The sequence below is a fragment of the Paenibacillus sp. FSL H8-0457 genome (assembly GCF_038051935.1).
In the GTDB taxonomy this organism is placed as follows: domain Bacteria; phylum Bacillota; class Bacilli; order Paenibacillales; family Paenibacillaceae; genus Paenibacillus_AQ; species Paenibacillus_AQ lautus_A.
This window is the reverse complement of the sequence record NZ_CP150293.1, coordinates 3,826,642-3,844,782: the sequence shown is the minus strand read 5'-3', so window position 1 is coordinate 3,844,782 and position 18,141 is coordinate 3,826,642. Positions and strand designations below refer to the sequence as shown.

At 50.7% G+C, this 18,141-nt stretch carries 13 protein-coding genes; 12 read left to right on the top strand and 1 reads right to left on the bottom strand.

The genetic code is table 11. From position 1 onward, the window contains the following. The first annotated feature begins 9 nt into the window (after positions 1-9). From MHI43_RS16840 to MHI43_RS16810, 7 genes are all read left to right on the top strand, one after another. Positions 10-2,568: a DUF5696 domain-containing protein gene (locus tag MHI43_RS16840; protein WP_036660583.1), complete on the top strand. Its 2,559-nt coding sequence runs from the start codon at positions 10-12 to the stop codon at positions 2,566-2,568. Continuing rightward, positions 2,565-3,482, top strand: coding sequence for a sugar ABC transporter permease (locus tag MHI43_RS16835; protein ID WP_015735530.1), 918 nt, complete (start codon positions 2,565-2,567; stop codon positions 3,480-3,482). The genes MHI43_RS16840 and MHI43_RS16835 overlap by 4 nt, the downstream gene beginning before the upstream one ends. 15 nt (positions 3,483-3,497) lie before the next feature. Further along, the gene (locus tag MHI43_RS16830) at positions 3,498-4,442 is read left to right on the top strand and encodes a carbohydrate ABC transporter permease (protein ID WP_028404889.1); all 945 of its coding nucleotides are present in this window, start codon (positions 3,498-3,500) and stop codon (positions 4,440-4,442) included. Between the two features lie 163 nt (positions 4,443-4,605). Further along, entirely contained in the window at positions 4,606-6,300 is a 1,695-nt protein-coding gene (locus MHI43_RS16825; protein ID WP_036660580.1) for an extracellular solute-binding protein, read from the top strand. Positions 6,301-6,379: 79 nt separating this feature from the next. Further along, a complete protein-coding gene (locus tag MHI43_RS16820; RefSeq protein ID WP_036660579.1) occupies positions 6,380-8,131 on the top strand; it encodes a histidine kinase in 1,752 nt (583 codons plus the stop codon). Next, the gene (locus tag MHI43_RS16815) at positions 8,124-9,746 is read left to right on the top strand and encodes a helix-turn-helix domain-containing protein (RefSeq protein WP_036660577.1); all 1,623 of its coding nucleotides are present in this window, start codon (positions 8,124-8,126) and stop codon (positions 9,744-9,746) included. Before MHI43_RS16820 ends, MHI43_RS16815 begins: the two co-directional genes overlap by 8 nt. Positions 9,747-9,902: 156 nt before the next feature. Next, complete coding sequence (locus tag MHI43_RS16810) at positions 9,903-11,570, top strand: glycoside hydrolase family 43 protein (RefSeq protein ID WP_036660576.1); 1,668 nt, start codon at positions 9,903-9,905, stop codon at positions 11,568-11,570. Between the two features lie 105 nt (positions 11,571-11,675). Here MHI43_RS16810 and MHI43_RS16805 read toward each other — a convergent pair whose 3' ends face one another. Then, positions 11,676-12,449, bottom strand: coding sequence for a helix-turn-helix domain-containing protein (locus MHI43_RS16805; RefSeq protein ID WP_036660575.1), 774 nt, complete (start codon positions 12,447-12,449; stop codon positions 11,676-11,678). 310 nt (positions 12,450-12,759) lie between these two features. Here MHI43_RS16805 and MHI43_RS16800 point away from each other — a divergent pair, with 310 nt between their 5' ends. From MHI43_RS16800 to MHI43_RS16780, 5 genes are all read left to right on the top strand, one after another. Beyond that, the gene (locus tag MHI43_RS16800; protein ID WP_327196867.1) at positions 12,760-13,224 is read left to right on the top strand and encodes an endo-1,4-beta-xylanase; all 465 of its coding nucleotides are present in this window, start codon (positions 12,760-12,762) and stop codon (positions 13,222-13,224) included. Then, on the top strand, positions 13,221-13,676 hold the full coding sequence (locus tag MHI43_RS16795; protein WP_235201644.1) for an endo-1,4-beta-xylanase: 456 nt from the start codon (positions 13,221-13,223) through the stop codon (positions 13,674-13,676). Before MHI43_RS16800 ends, MHI43_RS16795 begins: the two co-directional genes overlap by 4 nt. Positions 13,677-13,780: 104 nt before the next feature. Next, the gene (locus tag MHI43_RS16790; RefSeq protein WP_036660970.1) at positions 13,781-14,809 is read left to right on the top strand and encodes an endo-1,4-beta-xylanase; all 1,029 of its coding nucleotides are present in this window, start codon (positions 13,781-13,783) and stop codon (positions 14,807-14,809) included. Positions 14,810-14,857: 48 nt separating this feature from the next. Continuing rightward, positions 14,858-16,378 carry a glycoside hydrolase 43 family protein gene (locus MHI43_RS16785; protein WP_036660574.1) on the top strand — a complete coding sequence of 507 codons (1,521 nt, stop codon included), beginning with the start codon at positions 14,858-14,860 and terminating at the stop codon, positions 16,376-16,378. Positions 16,379-16,397: 19 nt separating this feature from the next. Beyond that, complete coding sequence (locus MHI43_RS16780; RefSeq protein WP_036660573.1) at positions 16,398-18,140, top strand: SGNH/GDSL hydrolase family protein; 1,743 nt, start codon at positions 16,398-16,400, stop codon at positions 18,138-18,140. Position 18,141: the final 1 nt, after the last annotated feature.

The following is an 18,141-nucleotide window of genomic DNA, read 5'->3' as shown; positions in this document are numbered from 1 at the left end:
GGAGGAAAAATGGGCAATTTCGCTAGATATATGCTGCTTGCTGCCAGTGTACTGACAGCGCTGATCATGGCCGGATGCACGGATAAAGGACCCGATGAGGCAGCTGGCGATCAAGTCAACAGGCTCACCGAAACGTTTAAACCCGATTCAACCCTTAAGGCGTCGTTCGCCAATCCAAGAGTCCAAGGCATGAAAGGCATCGCCGAGAACGATCAACTGCAGCTGCTAGCGGACGATCAGACGGGGGCGATCGCCGTCGTGCATAAAGCGAGCGGGGAAGTTTGGCACAGCAATCCTCCCGGGCGTGAGTCGGATCCGCTGGCTGCAGGCGTGAACAAGAGTTTGTTGTCCTCTCAGTTGAAGCTTGATTTTTATAATAGTTTCGGACAAATAAACTCCGTCAATTCGCACGCCGATAGCGTGGCTTATAAACAAATCGGCATGGAGGAAATCGCAAATGGCGTTCGCGTAAACTACCGGTTCGGCTCGGACAAGAAAACAATCGACGACATGCCCAAGAAGATCAGCAAGTCGCGCTTCGAGCAGAACCTGTTAAACAAGCTGGACAGCACGGGCCAGCGAACGCTGAAAATCGCGTACACCGAGGATGCGGAACAGGGGATGCATGTCCGGTCCGACGGCGCGCTTAAAGGCCTTCAACTGGAGCGGGCGCTTAAAGCCTTTGAGGATGCCGGGTATACCGAAGAAGATTTGCTGGTCGACATTGAGGAAAACCATTTGGATCAGACCAAGCCTGAACCGCGGGTATTTCATGCTTCGGTTGAATACACGCTGGACGGCGACAGTCTGCTCGCCAAGATCCCGGTTTCCAGCATCGATTTCCCGGCTGAATATCCGGTGAACACCATATCGTTCCTGAGTTTCTTCGGTGCCGGGGGAACGGAAGAAAAAGGCTCGATCTTCATTCCTGACGGATCGGGGGCGCTGATCCATTTTAATAACGGCAAGACCCGGTATCCAGCCTACCAACAAAACGTTTACGGAACGGACCGAACCGTGAGCCGCATCGAAACGGCAGAAATCAGCCAGGAAATCAGGCTGCCGGTGTTCGGAATCATCCGTCAAGCCGGGGCATTTATCGGCATCATCGAGGAAGGGGCTCCGGCCGCGACAATCAATGCCGACGTTAGCGGCAGACTGAACAGCTATAACTACGTTTACCCGACGTTCACGGTGATCAACAAAGGCGACTTAAGCCTGGATGCGAACGGCCAGCAGCGCTCGCTTCCGAAATTTCAGGAAGCTCCGATGCGAAGCGATTTTACGGTCCGATATGCCTTCGTGGGCAAGCAGTCGGCTTCCTATCAAGGACTTGCTGCCTATTACAGGAAATATTTGGAGCAGCATGGCGGTCTTCCCGCAATTGCCGAGAGGAACGGGGAGAATATGCCGTTCTATCTGGAGCTCGTAGGCAGCATTTATAAGAAAAAGCATTTTGCAGGAATTCCCTATCGGGCGCTGGAGCCGCTCACGACCTTTGAACAAGCGCAAAGTATTCTGACAGACATGAGCCAGCGTGGAATCCATGACATCAAATTGAAATATAGCGGCTGGTTCAACAAGGGGCTGGCTCATGAGGTACCTGGCAGCGTCTCCGTTGACCAGCAGGTAGGGGGAGAGAAGGGACTTCGGCGTCTGTTATCCTATGCAAACGAGAATGGGGTAACGCTATATCCGGATGTCGCCATCCTTACCGCATTGTCCGGTTCCGGGTTCAACGAAACGAAGGAGGCGGCCAGAACGCTCCGAGGCGTCCCCGCAGAGCTCTATTCATTCAATCCGGCATTGAATCGCCGGGATCGGACCGGTTCGCCGACCTATGTCATATCGCCGCGGTTTATAGGTAGTTACACGGAAGCTTTCTTAAAGGACTATGGCAAATACGGCGCAAATGCCGTTTCGCTGAGTGATCTGGCCGCCGAGCTCGATAGCGATTTTCGCAAGGACCGCCAAATTGACCGAACGGAGTCCGAGCAGCTGTCTCAGGATGCGCTGAACAAGATTGAAGATGCCAATCTTCAGGTCATGGCTGACGGAGGAAATGCTTATGCGCTGCCTTTCTTAACCGATATCACCCACGCGCCCATGGCAAGCAGCAGGTTTAAAATCGAGGACGCGGAAATCCCGTTCTATCAAATGGTCGTCCGCGGTTATATCGATTACACAGGCTCACCCTACAATCTGACTGCGTATACCGATCCCAAACCGTATATATTGAAGTGTTTGGAGTACGGTTCCAGCGTGTACTTCCAATGGATCTATGAACCGAATCACAACATAAAGGACACAGCGCATAACGACTTGTTCTCCGCCAATTACGAGATATGGATCGATGAAGCCGCCCGTATCTATGAGGAAGTGAATGCTTTTCTGAAAAAGGTTCGCCATGATCGGATCATCGGACATGACGAATTGGGTGACGGCGTATTCAAGACGATATATGAGAGCGGCGTTTATGTCATCGTGAATTATAATCATGTACCGGTGACGATTGACGATCTAACCATTGAAGCCGAAAGCTATGTGACAGGTGGTGAAGCGCCGTGAAATTCATAACCCAGCGATTGGCGGGAAAGCAAAGGAGCTATGGGAAACAGAAGGCTTTATGGGGCATTGCTTATGTTATGCCTTGGCTTCTCGGCTTTATATTTTTCTTCCTGATCCCTTTGCTGACTTCCCTGATCTACAGTTTTAGCACTGTAACCGCGAATTCCGAAGGAATCGGCATTACCCTAATGGGGATGAAAAATTATGTGACCGCCTTTACGGTCAACACCAGCTTTAATCGAATGCTGACCGAAGCGATTGTTAATATGGTGGTAAACGTGCCCCTGATCGTTATTTTCAGCCTCTTTCTGGCTGTTGTCCTGAATCAGAAATTCCTTGGCCGTTCCTTTGCCAGATCGATATTCTTCCTGCCTGTCATTCTTGCTTCCGGGGTCATACTGACCCTGGAAAGCAGCAGCCTCGTTCAGGCGATCAATGATCAGAATGCCGGTTCCGGAGGGCTGATCAACGCTTTGGGAAGCTTTGAGCTCGAGCGATTAATGCTTCAAGCCGGCGTAAGCGAGACCATCGTAAACTATTTAACGGGAGCCGTGGATCGTATTTATGATATTGTAAGCCAATCCGGCGTACAGATTCTCATATTCCTGGCTGGCATCCAGACGATATCTCCCCAGCTGTATGAAGCGTCCAAGATGGAAGGGGCAACGGGTTACGAAGCCTTCTGGAAAATCACGTTTCCGATGGTTAGCCCGCTAATTCTGGTCAATATGATTTATACGATTATCGACTCGTTCTCCCGAAATGAGCTGACAGAGTTAATCCGTACCACGGGCTTCGTTCAGTTCGATTTCGGCCTTAGCTCAGCGATGGCCTGGATTTATTTCTTAGCCATTACTATCATCCTATTAATCAGCGCATATTTGGTATCCAGAAAAGTCTTTTACCATGAATAGAAGAAGGTGAATGCAATGCCGGTATCTCGGTGGCTATCGCTCGAACATTGGAAACGATGGCTCTGGTCTTTCATACGTTTAACATTGATCGCAGGCCTGTCCTTTGTTATTCTGTATCCGATTCTGCAAAAAATCTCGACGGCCGTCAAAGACAAGGCCGATCTTTATTCACCGGTCGTCGTATGGATTCCGGAAAATTTTACGATGAGCAATTTCCTTGATGCCATCCGCATTATGGATTACTGGGAAACGCTCTTCAACACGTTTGCGCTGTCGGCGACGACGACGGTCTTGACAGCCGCTTCTTGCGCGCTTGCGGGATACGGCTTTGCCCGTTTGAAGTTCAAAGGCAGCCAATTTATGTTCGCTTGCGTTATCCTGACGATACTGGTGCCCCCAACCACGATTCTCATTCCTATATACTTGAATCTGAAAGATTTTACGCTGATGGGCTTGATCCCGCTCATAACCGGGAAATCCGTCAATCTGTTAAACAGCTATTGGCCGTTCATTCTGACTTCGCTGACGGCCAATTCCCTCAAAGCGGGTTTGTACATTTTTATATTCCGACAATTTTTCCGCGGCATTCCGAAAGAAGTGGAAGAGGCCGCTTATATCGACGGCGCGGGCGTCGGAACCACCTTTACCCGCATCATGATGCCGAACGCGATTCCTGCCGTCATTACCACGACGTTGTTCTCCTTCGTCTGGCAATGGAACGACAGCTTCTACACGACGACGTATCTGACTTCAAGCAAGGTCATGTCCACCCAGCTTTCATCGCTGCCGTACAATCTGTCCATTATGCTGGGCGGTGATCCGTCGAAGGCAGACCCTTTTTATTTGAGTATGGTGCAGGATACCGGCATCTTGCTGGCCATCCTTCCGTTGATCGTCATTTATTTGTTCGTCCAGCGATACTTCGTGGAAAGTATCGAGCGTACCGGTATCGTAGGCTAACATTTCAAGATGAAAACCGCCACCCCGAATCTAGGGGATGGCGGTTTTTGCTTGCATGCAGCAACAAGTAAATAACGGGATGGAAAGTAAAAAAATGTTTATTGTGGGCCGGGGCCTTTAAAGTATAATAATACAATTAATCGATAGGAAAGGGTGTTATCTGTTGCTGATCATCGTAAAGAACTTATCCAAGGTCATGCTAAGCGCTTTACTGTTTGGTTCAACACTGGCGTCTTGTCACCAAAGCAGCGGTATCGACCACAATCGGGGGCCGGAAACACGCGGGGAGGGCGTATACAACGATAAGTCATTAAGCGCTTATCATCCGCCGATCGAAGTCACGCTTGTTAGAGAAATCGGCGACGGCTTGGAAGATATTCTGAAGGCATTGCCTGATGAAACGCTGGAGGACAATCGCTGGAGTCAGTTGTACGAACAAGTTCTTGGCATTCAAATCAAATACAAATGGGCTGTGAGAAGCGAACAATACCACAAAAAGCTGGATATTATGCTGGCTTCAGGGGACATTCCGGATATCGTCAAGGTCAATGCCCAGCAGCTCAGGCAATTAAGTCATGCCGGTCTGATCCAGGATCTGACGCAGGCTTATGAGGAATATGCTTCAGCGTTGACTCGGCAAGTTCATCGTCAGGAAGGGAGCGGCACCCTGGAATCCGGCATAATCGGTGACAAGCTGATGGGCATACCAGAGACCGATTCCTCTATCGAAAAGGCGATGTTTCTGTGGATTCGAACGGATTGGCTGGACCGATTGGAGCTGTTGCCTCCGCAAACGATGGATGATGTCCTGGCAATTTCGAAAGCGTTTACAGAACAGGATCCCGACAGAAATGGCCAACAGGACACCTATGGAATAGCGGCTACCCAATATTTGTGGGACCCCGTCATGGGTTTAACCGGATTCATGGCCGGTTATGGAGCTTACCCAAACATATGGCTTGAAGACGAGAGCGGCAAACTCGTATACGGAGGCATTCAGCCCGAAGTGAAACAGGCGCTCAAAGCGCTTCAGGATATGTATCGCAACCATGAAATCGAGAGTGAATTCATTTTTAAAAACGGAAGCAAAGCCAAACAGCTCATAGCCGATGGGAAGATCGGAATGGCCTATGGAGAGCAATGGGGAGCGTTCTTGTTTCAATCCAGCCGAAGCGGCGATCCGGATGCAGAGTGGCAGGCTTTTCCCATTGTTACTGACTCCGGCAAGGCGCCAATGGTTCCGCTTAAATTCACCACAAGTTCTTTTTACGCCGTAAAAAAGGATTTTGCTCACCCGGAAGCGATTCTGAAAATGTTCAATTTGCATCTTGAAAAAAATTGGGGCAAAACGGCCGAGTACGGGACTTACTACAACGATTCCTCGCCCGTGTGGGGTCTATCTCCCGTGACTCCTTTCCCTGCTGATAAAAACCTCAAAGCCTACCGGCAAATCGCCGAAGCGCGTCAACAAGGATTGACGTCACAGTTACAAGGTGAGTCCGGATTCATTCAAGACCGAATCGCTCGATATATGGATAAGAAAGAAGACAGCGAATCCGGCTGGGGATGGGAAAAAATCTACGGGTCATCCGGTGCGATGAGTATCCTGGACCAATACGAGAAAAACGATCAGTTGTTATTCGATGCATTTGCCGGCGCTCCGACCGAAACCATGATCGAAAGAAGAAACATTCTGGACAATCTTCAGCATGATTACTTCGTTAATATCATCCTCGGTGAACCCGTCGACCAATTCGACCGGTTTGTCGAGGAATGGTATCGGCTTGGCGGCGCGGACATTACGGCAGAAGTGAATCAATGGCATGAGGACAAGAAAAGGCCGTCCATAGAACCATGAGCCCCGCAAGCATGATTGGCTTCAAAGGCTATCAGGCGGCTAATCATCAAGCATATTCACACGCATCGGAGGAGTTTAATTGCTTAAGTTACCCGTGAATTCCATTCGTAATACCATCTTTATTCGATTGGTTGCTACCTATCTATTCGTTATTCTTCCGCTTATCATTCTCGGTGTTTATCTGTATAACTGGAGTTACCAATACGCTAGCCAGGAAATATCCAAAAATTCGCAAGCGCAGCTTTCGGCTTACCTGGACGGGTTGAACCGGGAAATCGAATGGTTGGAAATTCAGCAATACGATATTTTGCAGGACGGGGAACTCAACAAAATGGCGCTGACATGGGAGATGATGAGCACGGTCGATAGAAAAGCAAGCCTCCATTATTTGCTGCCTCGACTGGTCTCCATCAAAAACAGCAGTGTCTACATAAAAGACGTATTCGTTCATATTCGCGGCATGGATAAAACGATTTCAGCCATGACCGGGATGAACCCATTCGACTCGATACGGTATAACAATGTCCAAGCAGGAAAGGCGCACGGCAATGCGAGACTCTTGCAGATCGACGATACGCTCCATCTTGTAGCGGCTAAATACGGAGCTAGAAAAGGGGAAGAGCCGTTCCTGATCGTTCAGATCGAACTGGATCCGAGCAAACTCAGGGAATCCCTGATGCAAATCAGCGTATATCCGGAAAGCGGGGCTTTTATCGTCTCCGAGCCGTCCGGATTTGCTCTGGCCAGCCATGAGGAGGCGGATCGTTTAATGGGAGGGGCCATGCAGGCCATCCCAAATGCGAATCGCCAACTGATAATGATCGGTACAGGCAGGTATCTGATCGATAAGGCGTATTCCGATAAGCTGAAATTATCCGTGTTCACCTACTTGCCTACCGAGGTGGTGAAGCGGCCGCTAAGTAAATTTTATGTCTGGGCCTGGCTGTTTGCAGGCACGACGCTCTTAGCCATCGCCATCTATGCCGTATCGACATACAAGCTGGTTCATAAACCGCTGCTCCTGCTTGTCCAAAGTTTCAGGAAAATGGAAGATGGCATGTTTAATATCCGGATCAGGCACGGACAAAGGGATGAGTTCGGCTATTTATACGATCGATTCAATCATATGCTTATCAAGCTGCAGCATTTGATTGATCAGGATTTCAGGCATAAGCTCATGATGCAAAGGGCGGAGCTGAAACAGCTCCAATCCCAGATCAATCCCCACTTTTTATATAATAGCTTCTTCATCTTGAGTTCCCTGGCCAAAACGGGGGATGTCGCGCAAATCGAGTTGTTCACGAACATGCTTGGAGAGTATTTTCGATTCATTACCCGCAATGATGCGGACAACGTTCCATTGCTGGAAGAGACGAGGCATTCCCGCATTTATACCGAGATTCAAAAGCTCAGATTCTCAAGGCGGATCCGCGTTCAATTCGGGGAGCTGCCGAAGGAAATGGAGACCATCAAGGTGCCGCGATTGATCATTCAGCCTATTATCGAAAACGCCTATGAGCACAGTCTCGAAAAAATGCAGGATGAAGGTTTGCTGCATGTAGCGTTTCATTTGGATAAAGACGAAGCCTCCATCGTGATTGAAGAAAATGGGAACGGGCTGACGGATAACGAAATCGAAGAGCTAAACAGGCGGCTTGAACGGACGTCCGAATCCGCTGAATCCCCTGAAGTGACGGGCCTTATCAACATCCATCGGCGAATTGCCTTAACGTACGGGGAAAGCAGCGGATTAGTTCTTTCAAGAAGTCCATTGAATGGATTGCGGGTCCAGATTCGAATCAGGCTGACGGAGGGGAATGGACATGTATAGATTGCTGGTCGTCGACGATGAAGAGATTATTACGAACAGTTTGTTCGAAGTATTTCATCAATGGATGCCCGAAAAGCTTGATGTTTGCCGGGCCTACTCCGGCAAGGAAGCGCTGAATTGGATGTCGCGCACGAGAATCGACATCGTTCTGACGGACATACGCATGCCGGGCATGAGCGGATTGGAATTGACAGAGAGCATCCGCGCTCTTTGGCCAAGGTGCAGAATTATCTTTCTGACTGGGTACAGTAATTTCGATTACGCTTATCAAGCGATCCAGATGCCCAATATTCGCTATTTGTTGAAGACGGAAGGTTTCGATAAGGTCATGGAGGTCGTGAAGGAAGTTATCCATGAAATCGAGAGCGGCAACCGCATGAAAGAATGCCTCAAGCAATCTCGCATGCAGATCGAAGCGCTGGAGTGGATGGAGCAGGGGGAGTACTTCCGGCAATTCGTAGCGGACAGCAGCTTGCTTGGAGCGGATAACGAAGCGATGATTGACGATTTCCAAACCTTGAACATTGGGCTGGATCCGAAACTTCCTGTACTGTTAGCTCTTGGCCGCGTAGCGTATTCAGCAGGCAAAGCATATGCAGAAAAGAAAAATGGCCATCGATCGGTAAGATGGATATGGAATTCTTTTATGGAGGAGCATGTCCGCAGCATCGGCGTCGTGGACAAACACGGGGATTTATTATGGTTGCTCCAGCCTCGGTCCGAGAACCCGACCGGGGATCGTCTGGTTCTTTATTTGGAGGGTACGCTTGAACTCATCCAGGAAGCCTGCCTTGATTCTCTTGAACTTACCGTATCATTCACCATAAGCGGCTTCCCGTGCCGGTGGGAGGATGTGACACCACAGTATGAAAGGCTGCGAAGGCTGCAGCAGCTAAAGATGGGCGACGGATTTCCGATGATTCTGAAGGATCAAACCGACTCTGACAAATCGCCGTACTGCAAGGAAGGAGTGGAGGCGAGTCATAAGGCGGACATCTTGGAAGCACATTTGGAGGCCGGAAGGGAAAATGAATTTATGGAAGAATTGGAGCAGATGTCGGAAATCGTGCTGACCGTGGACGATCTTCATCAGCACGCTGCCCAAGCTTATTATTCTATCGCGCTGGTGCTGTATGCGAAGCTGACCCGGCTAGGTCTTCAGGATCCTACCGGTGAACGGGGAAAGCTGCTGGACTTGGAAGGCCATGATTCCATGAAGGAAGCTTTTCGGTATTTGAGGCGAACGGCCGAAGACATCTTCGCTTTCAAACGAATGGATGAACGAGGCAAAACGGCGCATGTCATTGATCGGGTATGTCAATATATCGAGGAGCATTTGGATCAGGACGTGACCCTTGTGCATCTTGCAGAACGCTATTATTTCAATCCGTCCTATCTATCGCGCTTGTTTAAGCAAGAACGGGGAATCAACATCTCCGAATATATCGAAAAATGCCGAATCCGAAGAGCCAAGGAGCTGCTTAAGGAAGGGGATTTGAAGGTAAGGGACGTGGCTCCTCTTGTCGGATACGATGCAGCCCATTCCTTCACCCGCTTCTTCAAAAAGGCGACGGGGTTAACGCCTCAGGAGTACCGGGACAATCTCGTGAATTAGGCCGGCCACCTACTATTAGTCCGGTGTTTTCAGATGGAATGTCGGGTTGTTGCCTTGCTTAGCAAGAGGTACACTTTTTACGACCACTTCCGAAATGTCGACCCGTAATGGGAATGACAGGTCGCCAAGTAACGATGGAGGAGGGCGTGTTCAGGGATGAAGCCCGTAAAGCCGTTACTGGTCATATCTACCGTATTCGCGTTCGTTTGCATAATGTTTGTCTTTGCAAACTTTGCGAATCGTGGCCAAGACGATCCAAAACTGTTAAACCAGGAGTTGAGTGACAAGATGAGTGATGAAATCAAAGCAGGAAAGGCGGGAACTGAAATGATGGACCAGGGCAGCAGCGGCATGGATACGATTCGGGATGCGGACAGCACCCGCAGCGAGCCGTACGCGGTCGCGATCGGCAAGATTCCTCCGAATGGGAATCCGGTCGTCTCGCATAAATTCGGCGCGGATCCCTATGCGCTGGCAGTAGACGGTCGTGTATATTTATATAACACGTATGACGCACTAGAGTATGACGGTGACGGGAACGTCAAGGACAACAGCTACAGCACGATCAACAAGCTGTCCGTCATCTCTTCTTCGGATTTGGTCAATTGGACCGATCACGGCGCAATCCAGGTTGCAGGACCGACCGGCGCTGCCGCATGGGCAACGCAATCATGGGCACCAGCGGCCGCGCACAAGGTGATTCACGGGGAAGATCGATTCTTCCTCTATTTTGCCAACAATGCCAGCAGCATCGGTGTACTGACGAGCGACAGCCCCGTTGGCCCGTGGATAGATCCTATAGGAAAGCCGCTGATCACAAGAAACACGCCTGGCGTGGAAGGAGTCACGTGGTTGTTTGATCCCGCCGTGCTCGTTGACGATGACGGGAAAGCCTATATCTACTTTGGCGGCGGCGTTCCGGAAGGCAAAGCCGAAATGCCGGATACGGCTCGCGTCATGCAGCTTGGCGAAGATATGGTCAGCGTGCTTGGAGAAGCCGTCACGATTCCAGCTCCTTATATGTTCGAGGATTCTGGAATCAACAAGTTTGGTGGAAAGTATTACTATACGTACTGTTCCAATTTCTCCGGAGGAACGCGGCCGGAGAACAGTCCTCCTCCAGGCGAGATCGCTTATATGGTCAGCGAGCATCCGATGGGACCCTGGATTTATAAAGGGACTATTTTGAAAAATCCAGGGCATTTCTTCGGGGTCGGAGGGAATAATCATCACGTCATTTTTCAACTCCGACAAAACTGGTATATTGCCTATCACGCCCAAACGCTGTCGAAGTCCATGGGGGTTCCCAAAGGCTATCGGTCAACCCATCTGAACCGGGTTTATTTCGAGCCGGACGGTACCATCAGGGAGATTGTAGCTGACATGGAAGGCGTGAAAGGGATCCAGCCGCTCAATCCTTTCCAACGAACGGAGGCGGTAACGATGGCATGGAATGCCGGAATTCAAGTCAATACGTCTATGGCTGCTGAGGACTCGCAGGGAAGCCCGATATTGAGGGTCACGGACATCCATGACCGGGATTGGATCGCAGTGGCCAATGCTGATTTCGGGAAAGGAGCATCTGCGTTTACGGCTTGGGTCTCGGGTATAGATGCGGGAGGGCGGCTGGAGCTTCGGCTGGATCGTCCGGATGGAGAACGGATCGGCAAGGTGGACGTACCGCCTTCATCCGGTACGGAACAGCGAAGGGAATTCTCCATAGAGGTTTCGGGCGCGTCCGGCATCCATCATCTTTACTTCATATTTACCGGGCAGCGGGATCAGAGGCTATTTGATTTCGAAGCATGGCAATTTCATCATTGATTGCTGATATTGCCTGTTCGTTAATAACATGATTGCAATCTAAAAAGGCGCTCCCGAAAAAAGCAGCGCCTTTTTTAGGTTTCGAGGTTATAATGTACGTACAAGTTAATGCTGGCCAGAGGCGATCTGAACTGTCTGCGATCCATGCATTTTTCTAAACATGTTAGCGCTTACGCCGGCATAGGACTTGAATTTTTTATAGAACCAGTCCATATCGTTATAACCCACCATGTCAGCGATTTCGTATATCTTCATGTTGGTGTGCACCAGCAAGAATTTCGCTTTCTCCATTCTCTGCTGCAATAGATATTCGTTAAACGTCATCTTCTCGTGGAACTTGAATTTTTGGACTAAATAGGAGTAGTTGAAATGCATCCGCTCGGCAATTTCTTTCAAGGTGACGTTTTGATACTTCGAATCTTCCAAGTATTCCTTGACCTCTTGAATGACCTGATCCTCCTTTTCCGCATGGACATGGGACCCTCTAAGACACGGATTCCCGTCACCGGAATCGGTTGTCGGCGTGATCATCTGCAAGCTGGAGCTGAGCTCTTCGATCGTGAACGGTGCTGGCAAATAATCGTTGACTTGCAGCTGCAAGGCTTTCCGGGTCCAATAAAAGTCCGTGCTGCCTCCGGCAACAATGATAGGGACTCGGCTTACGCATCGGATTTGTTCGCATAACTCCATGCCTGCGGAATCTGAACCGAACGCATGGATAATCACTACCGTGTAAGGCTCCAAGGCAACGAATTGCATAGCGGACGAGGAGGACCTGACGCAGCGGCACCGCGAGCATCTCAAATCATTCCAATCCGGCGGGCTTCCCGGTGTTTCTACATCATGAGTTTCCAGATCAACAAGCAGAATATCATGCACAATGCTTCCCCCTAACTTCTTTGTAATAACGCTTACATACGGTTTGATAACATTATGGGGAACGGAAGGCTGGATCACAATGTGCCGATCTTTATATTTCTAACCGATATTTACTTCTTACCGAATATAACCGGTATGTGAACGCGTAAGAAATTTTGACAACCTGAGATTGGACGGGTGAAGGACCCCAATTTGGCAGGTTGTTGCAAAAAAATGTAAGCGCTAATATGGAGTTATGACCATTCGGGCGGGGTTCCGGGCTCCGTACCGGATTTCTGTTTTTTGCTCGAAGCTGAAAGGAGGCAGTGTTTTGCTTCGTATGTCTAAACTCGGCAGATGGGCGGTAACGTCAGTGGCAACTGCGGTGGCAGCGTCCGTTGTTCTCCTCTTAATCGTGTCCTATATGGACAGCCGCAACAAGCAGGCCGCGGAAAGTCAGGCACCAGGAACACTGGAGGAAGGAGCCGCGGAGCTACGGGAGAACTCCGGAGCGTCGAACGGGAATTCGAGTGCCGAATCCCCAGCCAGTGCAAACAAACCCGCGTCTACTGAACCGCAGGCACAACCGTCTGTGCGGCAAGATATTCCATCGCTTCATGAACTATTCGAGGAGGATTTTCCGATCGGCGCCGCGATCGAACCGAATCAGACCAACGGCCCATCGTCGGAGCTGATGAAGAAGCATGTCCGCTGGCTGGTGGCGGAGAACGCAATGAAGCCGGATGACCTGAAGCGAAGCTCTATATTAACGATTACGGAACGGATAACCCTGTGAAAAGGGACCGTTTGTTTCAGCTGGTGAAAGATTTGCTGGAGCAAGGTGTTCCGATCGACGGTGTCGGACATCAGACGCATATTGACATCTATGGTCCATCGGTGGATTCCATCATCACGTCGATGCGAAAATTCGCGGAGCTTGGCCTCGACAATCTCGTCACCGAGCTCGACATGAGCATTTATGCCTGGAACGACCGCAGCGATTACGGCCAAGATCTCCCGCAAGAAATCCTAAACCTGCAAGCCGAACGATATGGCGAGTTGTTTAAGTCATTCCGCCAAAACAAGGACATTCTTAGCGGCGTCGTGTTTTGGGGCATCGCCGACGATCATACCTGGCTTCACGGTTTTCCGGTCGCACGTACCAATGCGCCTTTGCTGTTCGATCAACGACATCAGCCCAAACCGGCATTTTGGGCCGTTGTTGAGGCGGCGAAGACCGAGTTATAAACAGACGTTACCGCAGAATCGAGCGAGCATTATGGATAAACAATTGTATAGCTCAATGCCGCTTACCGAAAAAAACGTGATAAGGAGAAAGCCGAATGATGAGAATGAATGTGGAGAAGCTGCCCAAGCTTCATGAAGCCTTTGGAAATAGCTTCAACATCGGAGCTGCCGTGAATCCGATCACGATGGTGACTCAAAAGGAATTGTTGACGCACCATTACAACAGCGTTACGGCGGAAAATGAAATGAAATTCGAGCGATTGCACCCATCGGAAGAGGTATATACATTCGAGCAAGCCGACCAGATTGTATCGTTTGCCAAATCGAACGGAATGGCGGTGCGAGGACATACACTCGTATGGCATAATCAGACGCCGGAATGGGTGTTTCAAAACAGCTCCGGCGGAAAAGCCGGCCGCGAGCTGCTGCTTGCGCGGATGAAAGCGCACATCGATGAGGTGGTTGGCCGTTATTGCGGAGATGTCCATGCTTGGGATGTCGTGAACGAAGCCATTGCCGACAGCGGAAGCGAACTTCTTCGTTCTTCCCCGTGGCTTGCGTCAATCGGGGAGGATTTTATCGCCAAGGCATTCGAATACGCGCATGAAGCGGATCCGCAAGCTCTGCTGTTTTATAACGATTACAACGAATCCGTACCGGAGAAGAGGGAGAAGATTTACGCGCTCCTTAAATTGTTAAAGGAGCAGGATGTGCCGATTCACGGCGTCGGGCTTCAAGCTCATTGGAATCTGGAGTTCCCTTCGCTTGACGATATCCGCAGGGCCATCGAAAGATATGCAAGCCTTGACCTGATGCTCCATATAACGGAGCTTGACGTATCCGTTTTCGCGCATGAGGATAAGCGGACCGATCTGGCGGCGCCGACGGAAGAAATGCTTGAGCGCCAGGCGGAGCGTTACGGACAATTGTTCCGGCTGCTTAAAGAGTACAGCGGCAGCATAACTTCCGTAACCTTCTGGGGCGCGGCGGACGATTATACCTGGCTGGATCATTTTCCGGTAAGGGGCCGCAAAAATTGGCCGTTTGTCTTCGATGAGAATCATCATCCGAAGGAATCTTATTGGAACCTGTTGAAGGAAGCCAAGGCGGATCAGACATTTCAGGATGTTTGATCGCGCACCGTTCCAGCAGTCTCCATTAGTTGAAGGGAGAAACCATCTATGAACAAGACATTGATCACAAATCCGATCATATGGGCGGACGTGCCGGATGTGGATGTCATCCGCGCAGAGGATGCTTATTATATGATCAGCACCAGCATGCATTCGATGCCGGGCTGTCCGATCATGAGATCCGAGGATTTGATGCATTGGGAAATTGTCGGTTACGTATATGATACGTTCGAAGACAATGAGGCCCATCGTTTGGAAGACGGCCAAAATATATACGGGCAAGGATCCTGGGCGGCCAGCCTACGCTATCATCAGGGCAAATTCTATGTTTGTTTCTCCAGCAACGATACCAGGAAATTTTACGTGTACTGCACGGACAATATCATTCAGGGGCCGTGGCAGCGTTCGGTCATCGACGGACTTCGGCATGATCCGGGCCTGCTTTTTGATGATGACCGCGTCTTCGTAATCTACGGCAACGGGGATATTTACATCACCGAGTTGACCGCGGATACCACGGCTCTTAAGCCGGACGGAATCCACCAGCTGCTGTTCAAAACGGAAGCGGAGGGTATCGGACTTCGCTGCGAAGGCTGCCATGCCTATCGAATCAACGGTTATTATTATTTGCTGTTCATTGAATGGCCGAAAGCAGGCTTCGGCAACGGCCGGCGCAGACAAATCTGTTACCGGTCACGGGAATTGCTCGGCCCCTATGAACGAAGAATCGTATTGGATGACGATCTCGGATACCGTAACAAGGGAATTGCCCAGGGAGGAATATTCGACACGCCGGATGGCAAGTGGTACGCGATGCTGTTCCAGGATCATGATGCAGTCGGCAGAATCCCGTGCTTGGTGCCGGTGGCCTGGGAGGAGGATTGGCCGGTGTTCGGCATGGAAGGCAAGGTGCCGGAACGGTTTGATGTCGACTTGCCGCAAGGCGCGGCGAAGCCGCTCGTGATCAGCGACGAATTCGAATACGAATCGGATAAGCTGGCGCTGAATTGGCAGTGGAACCACAACCCGGATCATCGGCTGTGGTCGGTGACCGAACGCCCCGGTTTTCTAAGACTGACGACGGGCAGCTTGGCTGCAGGCGTGCTTCAGGCGCGCAATACGTTAACGCAGCGTACGGAAGGGCCTGCTTGCATGGGATTGGCCTTGCTGGATACGGATCGTATGAAGCCGGGCGATCGAGCTGGGCTTGTTGCCCTGCAAAGCCATTTCGGCACCGTAGGCGTTAAGGTGGCAGAAAACGGCGACAAGTTCATCGGGATGAGCGTGAACGATGGGGATGGCCTAGAGAAGGAGCTGGAAACCGTACGTTTTCACGGCAGGGATGTGCATTTGAAAATCCATTTTGATTTTGAAAACAGCAAAGATGTGGCTTCCTTTCATTATTCTGTCGACGGGTCGGAGTGGATGCCGATCGGCGGAGAGCTGAACATGCGGTATACGTTAGATCACTTTATGGGTTATCGGATCGGGTTATTTTATTATGCCACCACGCAAATCGGCGGCCATGTCGACTTCGATTATTTCCGCTACGAAAAAGCCGAACGGTAGAGCAGGAGGATGACGAGCCATGGCAGACCATGGGACGACAGCGGCAAATGAAACGGAAGGCCCGGCCGCACCGCAGAATCCGGCAGTCGGACGCCGCGGACTTTACATCCTATATGAGACGATGATCGAAGCGACGATTCGTCCCGATGGGAAGTATACGCAAGAGATTTACCTGGACGGGAGCCAACTCGTCGATAAAGCCCGATTTACGGGAGGTGTGACGGATGAAACCATTCTTGAGCTGCTAAAGAGCAGCAGCGGTCTCCGCCGGCTGGTGGACTGTATCGGGATCTCCGTTCATGCTCATGAACGAGACGTATCGAGCGCCCTATTCACATTTTGGAACTGGGGAAAAGCGAATCCATACGAAACGGGATCCCGGCAGACTATAACCTGTCCAGCCAACGGAACGGAAACGCTCTTGGTTCTGGATAACGACGAGGGTCGATATTCGGATGACCATGTTCCGGGCAAATTCGTCTTGGAGTTTGAGCGAGGGGGCGTGTTGGCAACGGCAAGCATCGTATTCTATCTTCATGACGGTTACCAAGTTCCCGAGGTTGCAGCCGACCCGCCGGTCGATGTGGAATCACAAGCATATCAAGACATGATTAAGAAATCGCTCATAAGTCCGGGCCATAACAAACGACTAAAAGCGGCGATCGAAAAAGCGAAGCGAGGCGAGCCCGTAACCATCGCCTACATCGGTGGTTCCATCACTCAAGGGGCCGGTGCTGTTCCGCTCCATTCCCAATGCTACGCATACCAATCCTATGACCTGTTCAAGCGAAGGTTTGCACCAGCCGCCGACAGCCCGATGCGTCTGATCAAAGCCGGCGTAGGCGGCACACCGTCGGAGCTGGGCATCGTCCGCTATGATCGGGATGTGCTTCGAGAAGGGGAGGTACAGCCGGATATCGTGATCGTCGAGTTTGCCGTCAACGACGCCGGCGACGAAACGAAAGGAAACTGTTACGAGAGCCTGGTCCTCAAGGCTCTTCGTGCCGATCACAAGCCGGCGGTGATTTTGCTGTTCAGCGTATTCGTGAACGACTGGAATCTTCAAGACCGGCTAGCCCCCGTAGGCTGGCATTACAACCTTCCGATGGTCAGCGTGAAGGATGCGGTCACGGAACAGTTTCGATACAGCAAGGAGCAAGGCAACGTGATTACGAAAAGGCAGTTTTTCTACGACATATATCATCCGACCAATGCAGGACATCGGGTGATGGCCGATTGTTTGGGCTGGTTATTCGAGATAACCGATCGTTCCCCCACCGACGAGGAAGACTTCACGGATGTACAGCCTCCGCTGATCGGAAACGACTTCGCTTTAACGAAGCTGCTCGACCGTCTGAATGGCGACCGTTTCGCCCGCATTGATGCCGGCGGTTTTTCGGACATCGACACGGATCTGCAGACGGCGGAAATGGACGATCATGCATACGGGACGCCGCAATTTCCGCACAACTGGATGCACACGGCCGATTCCGGCAAGCACAGCTTCAAGATGACCTTCCGGAGCAAGAGTCTCATCCTTGTTTATAAAGACTCCGGCAGCCGGGAATTCGGGACCGCGAAGATATGGGTGGACGGGAAGCTGAAGAAGACCGCCGATCCGCTTGAAGTGAACTGGACCCACTGCAATGCTGTGATTTTATACAATGATCCAAATTCGGATGAACATGCGGTAGAGATCGAAATGGCGGAAGGCCACGAGGATAAGCGATTCACGATTCTGGGCTTCGGTTATGTTCCATAGG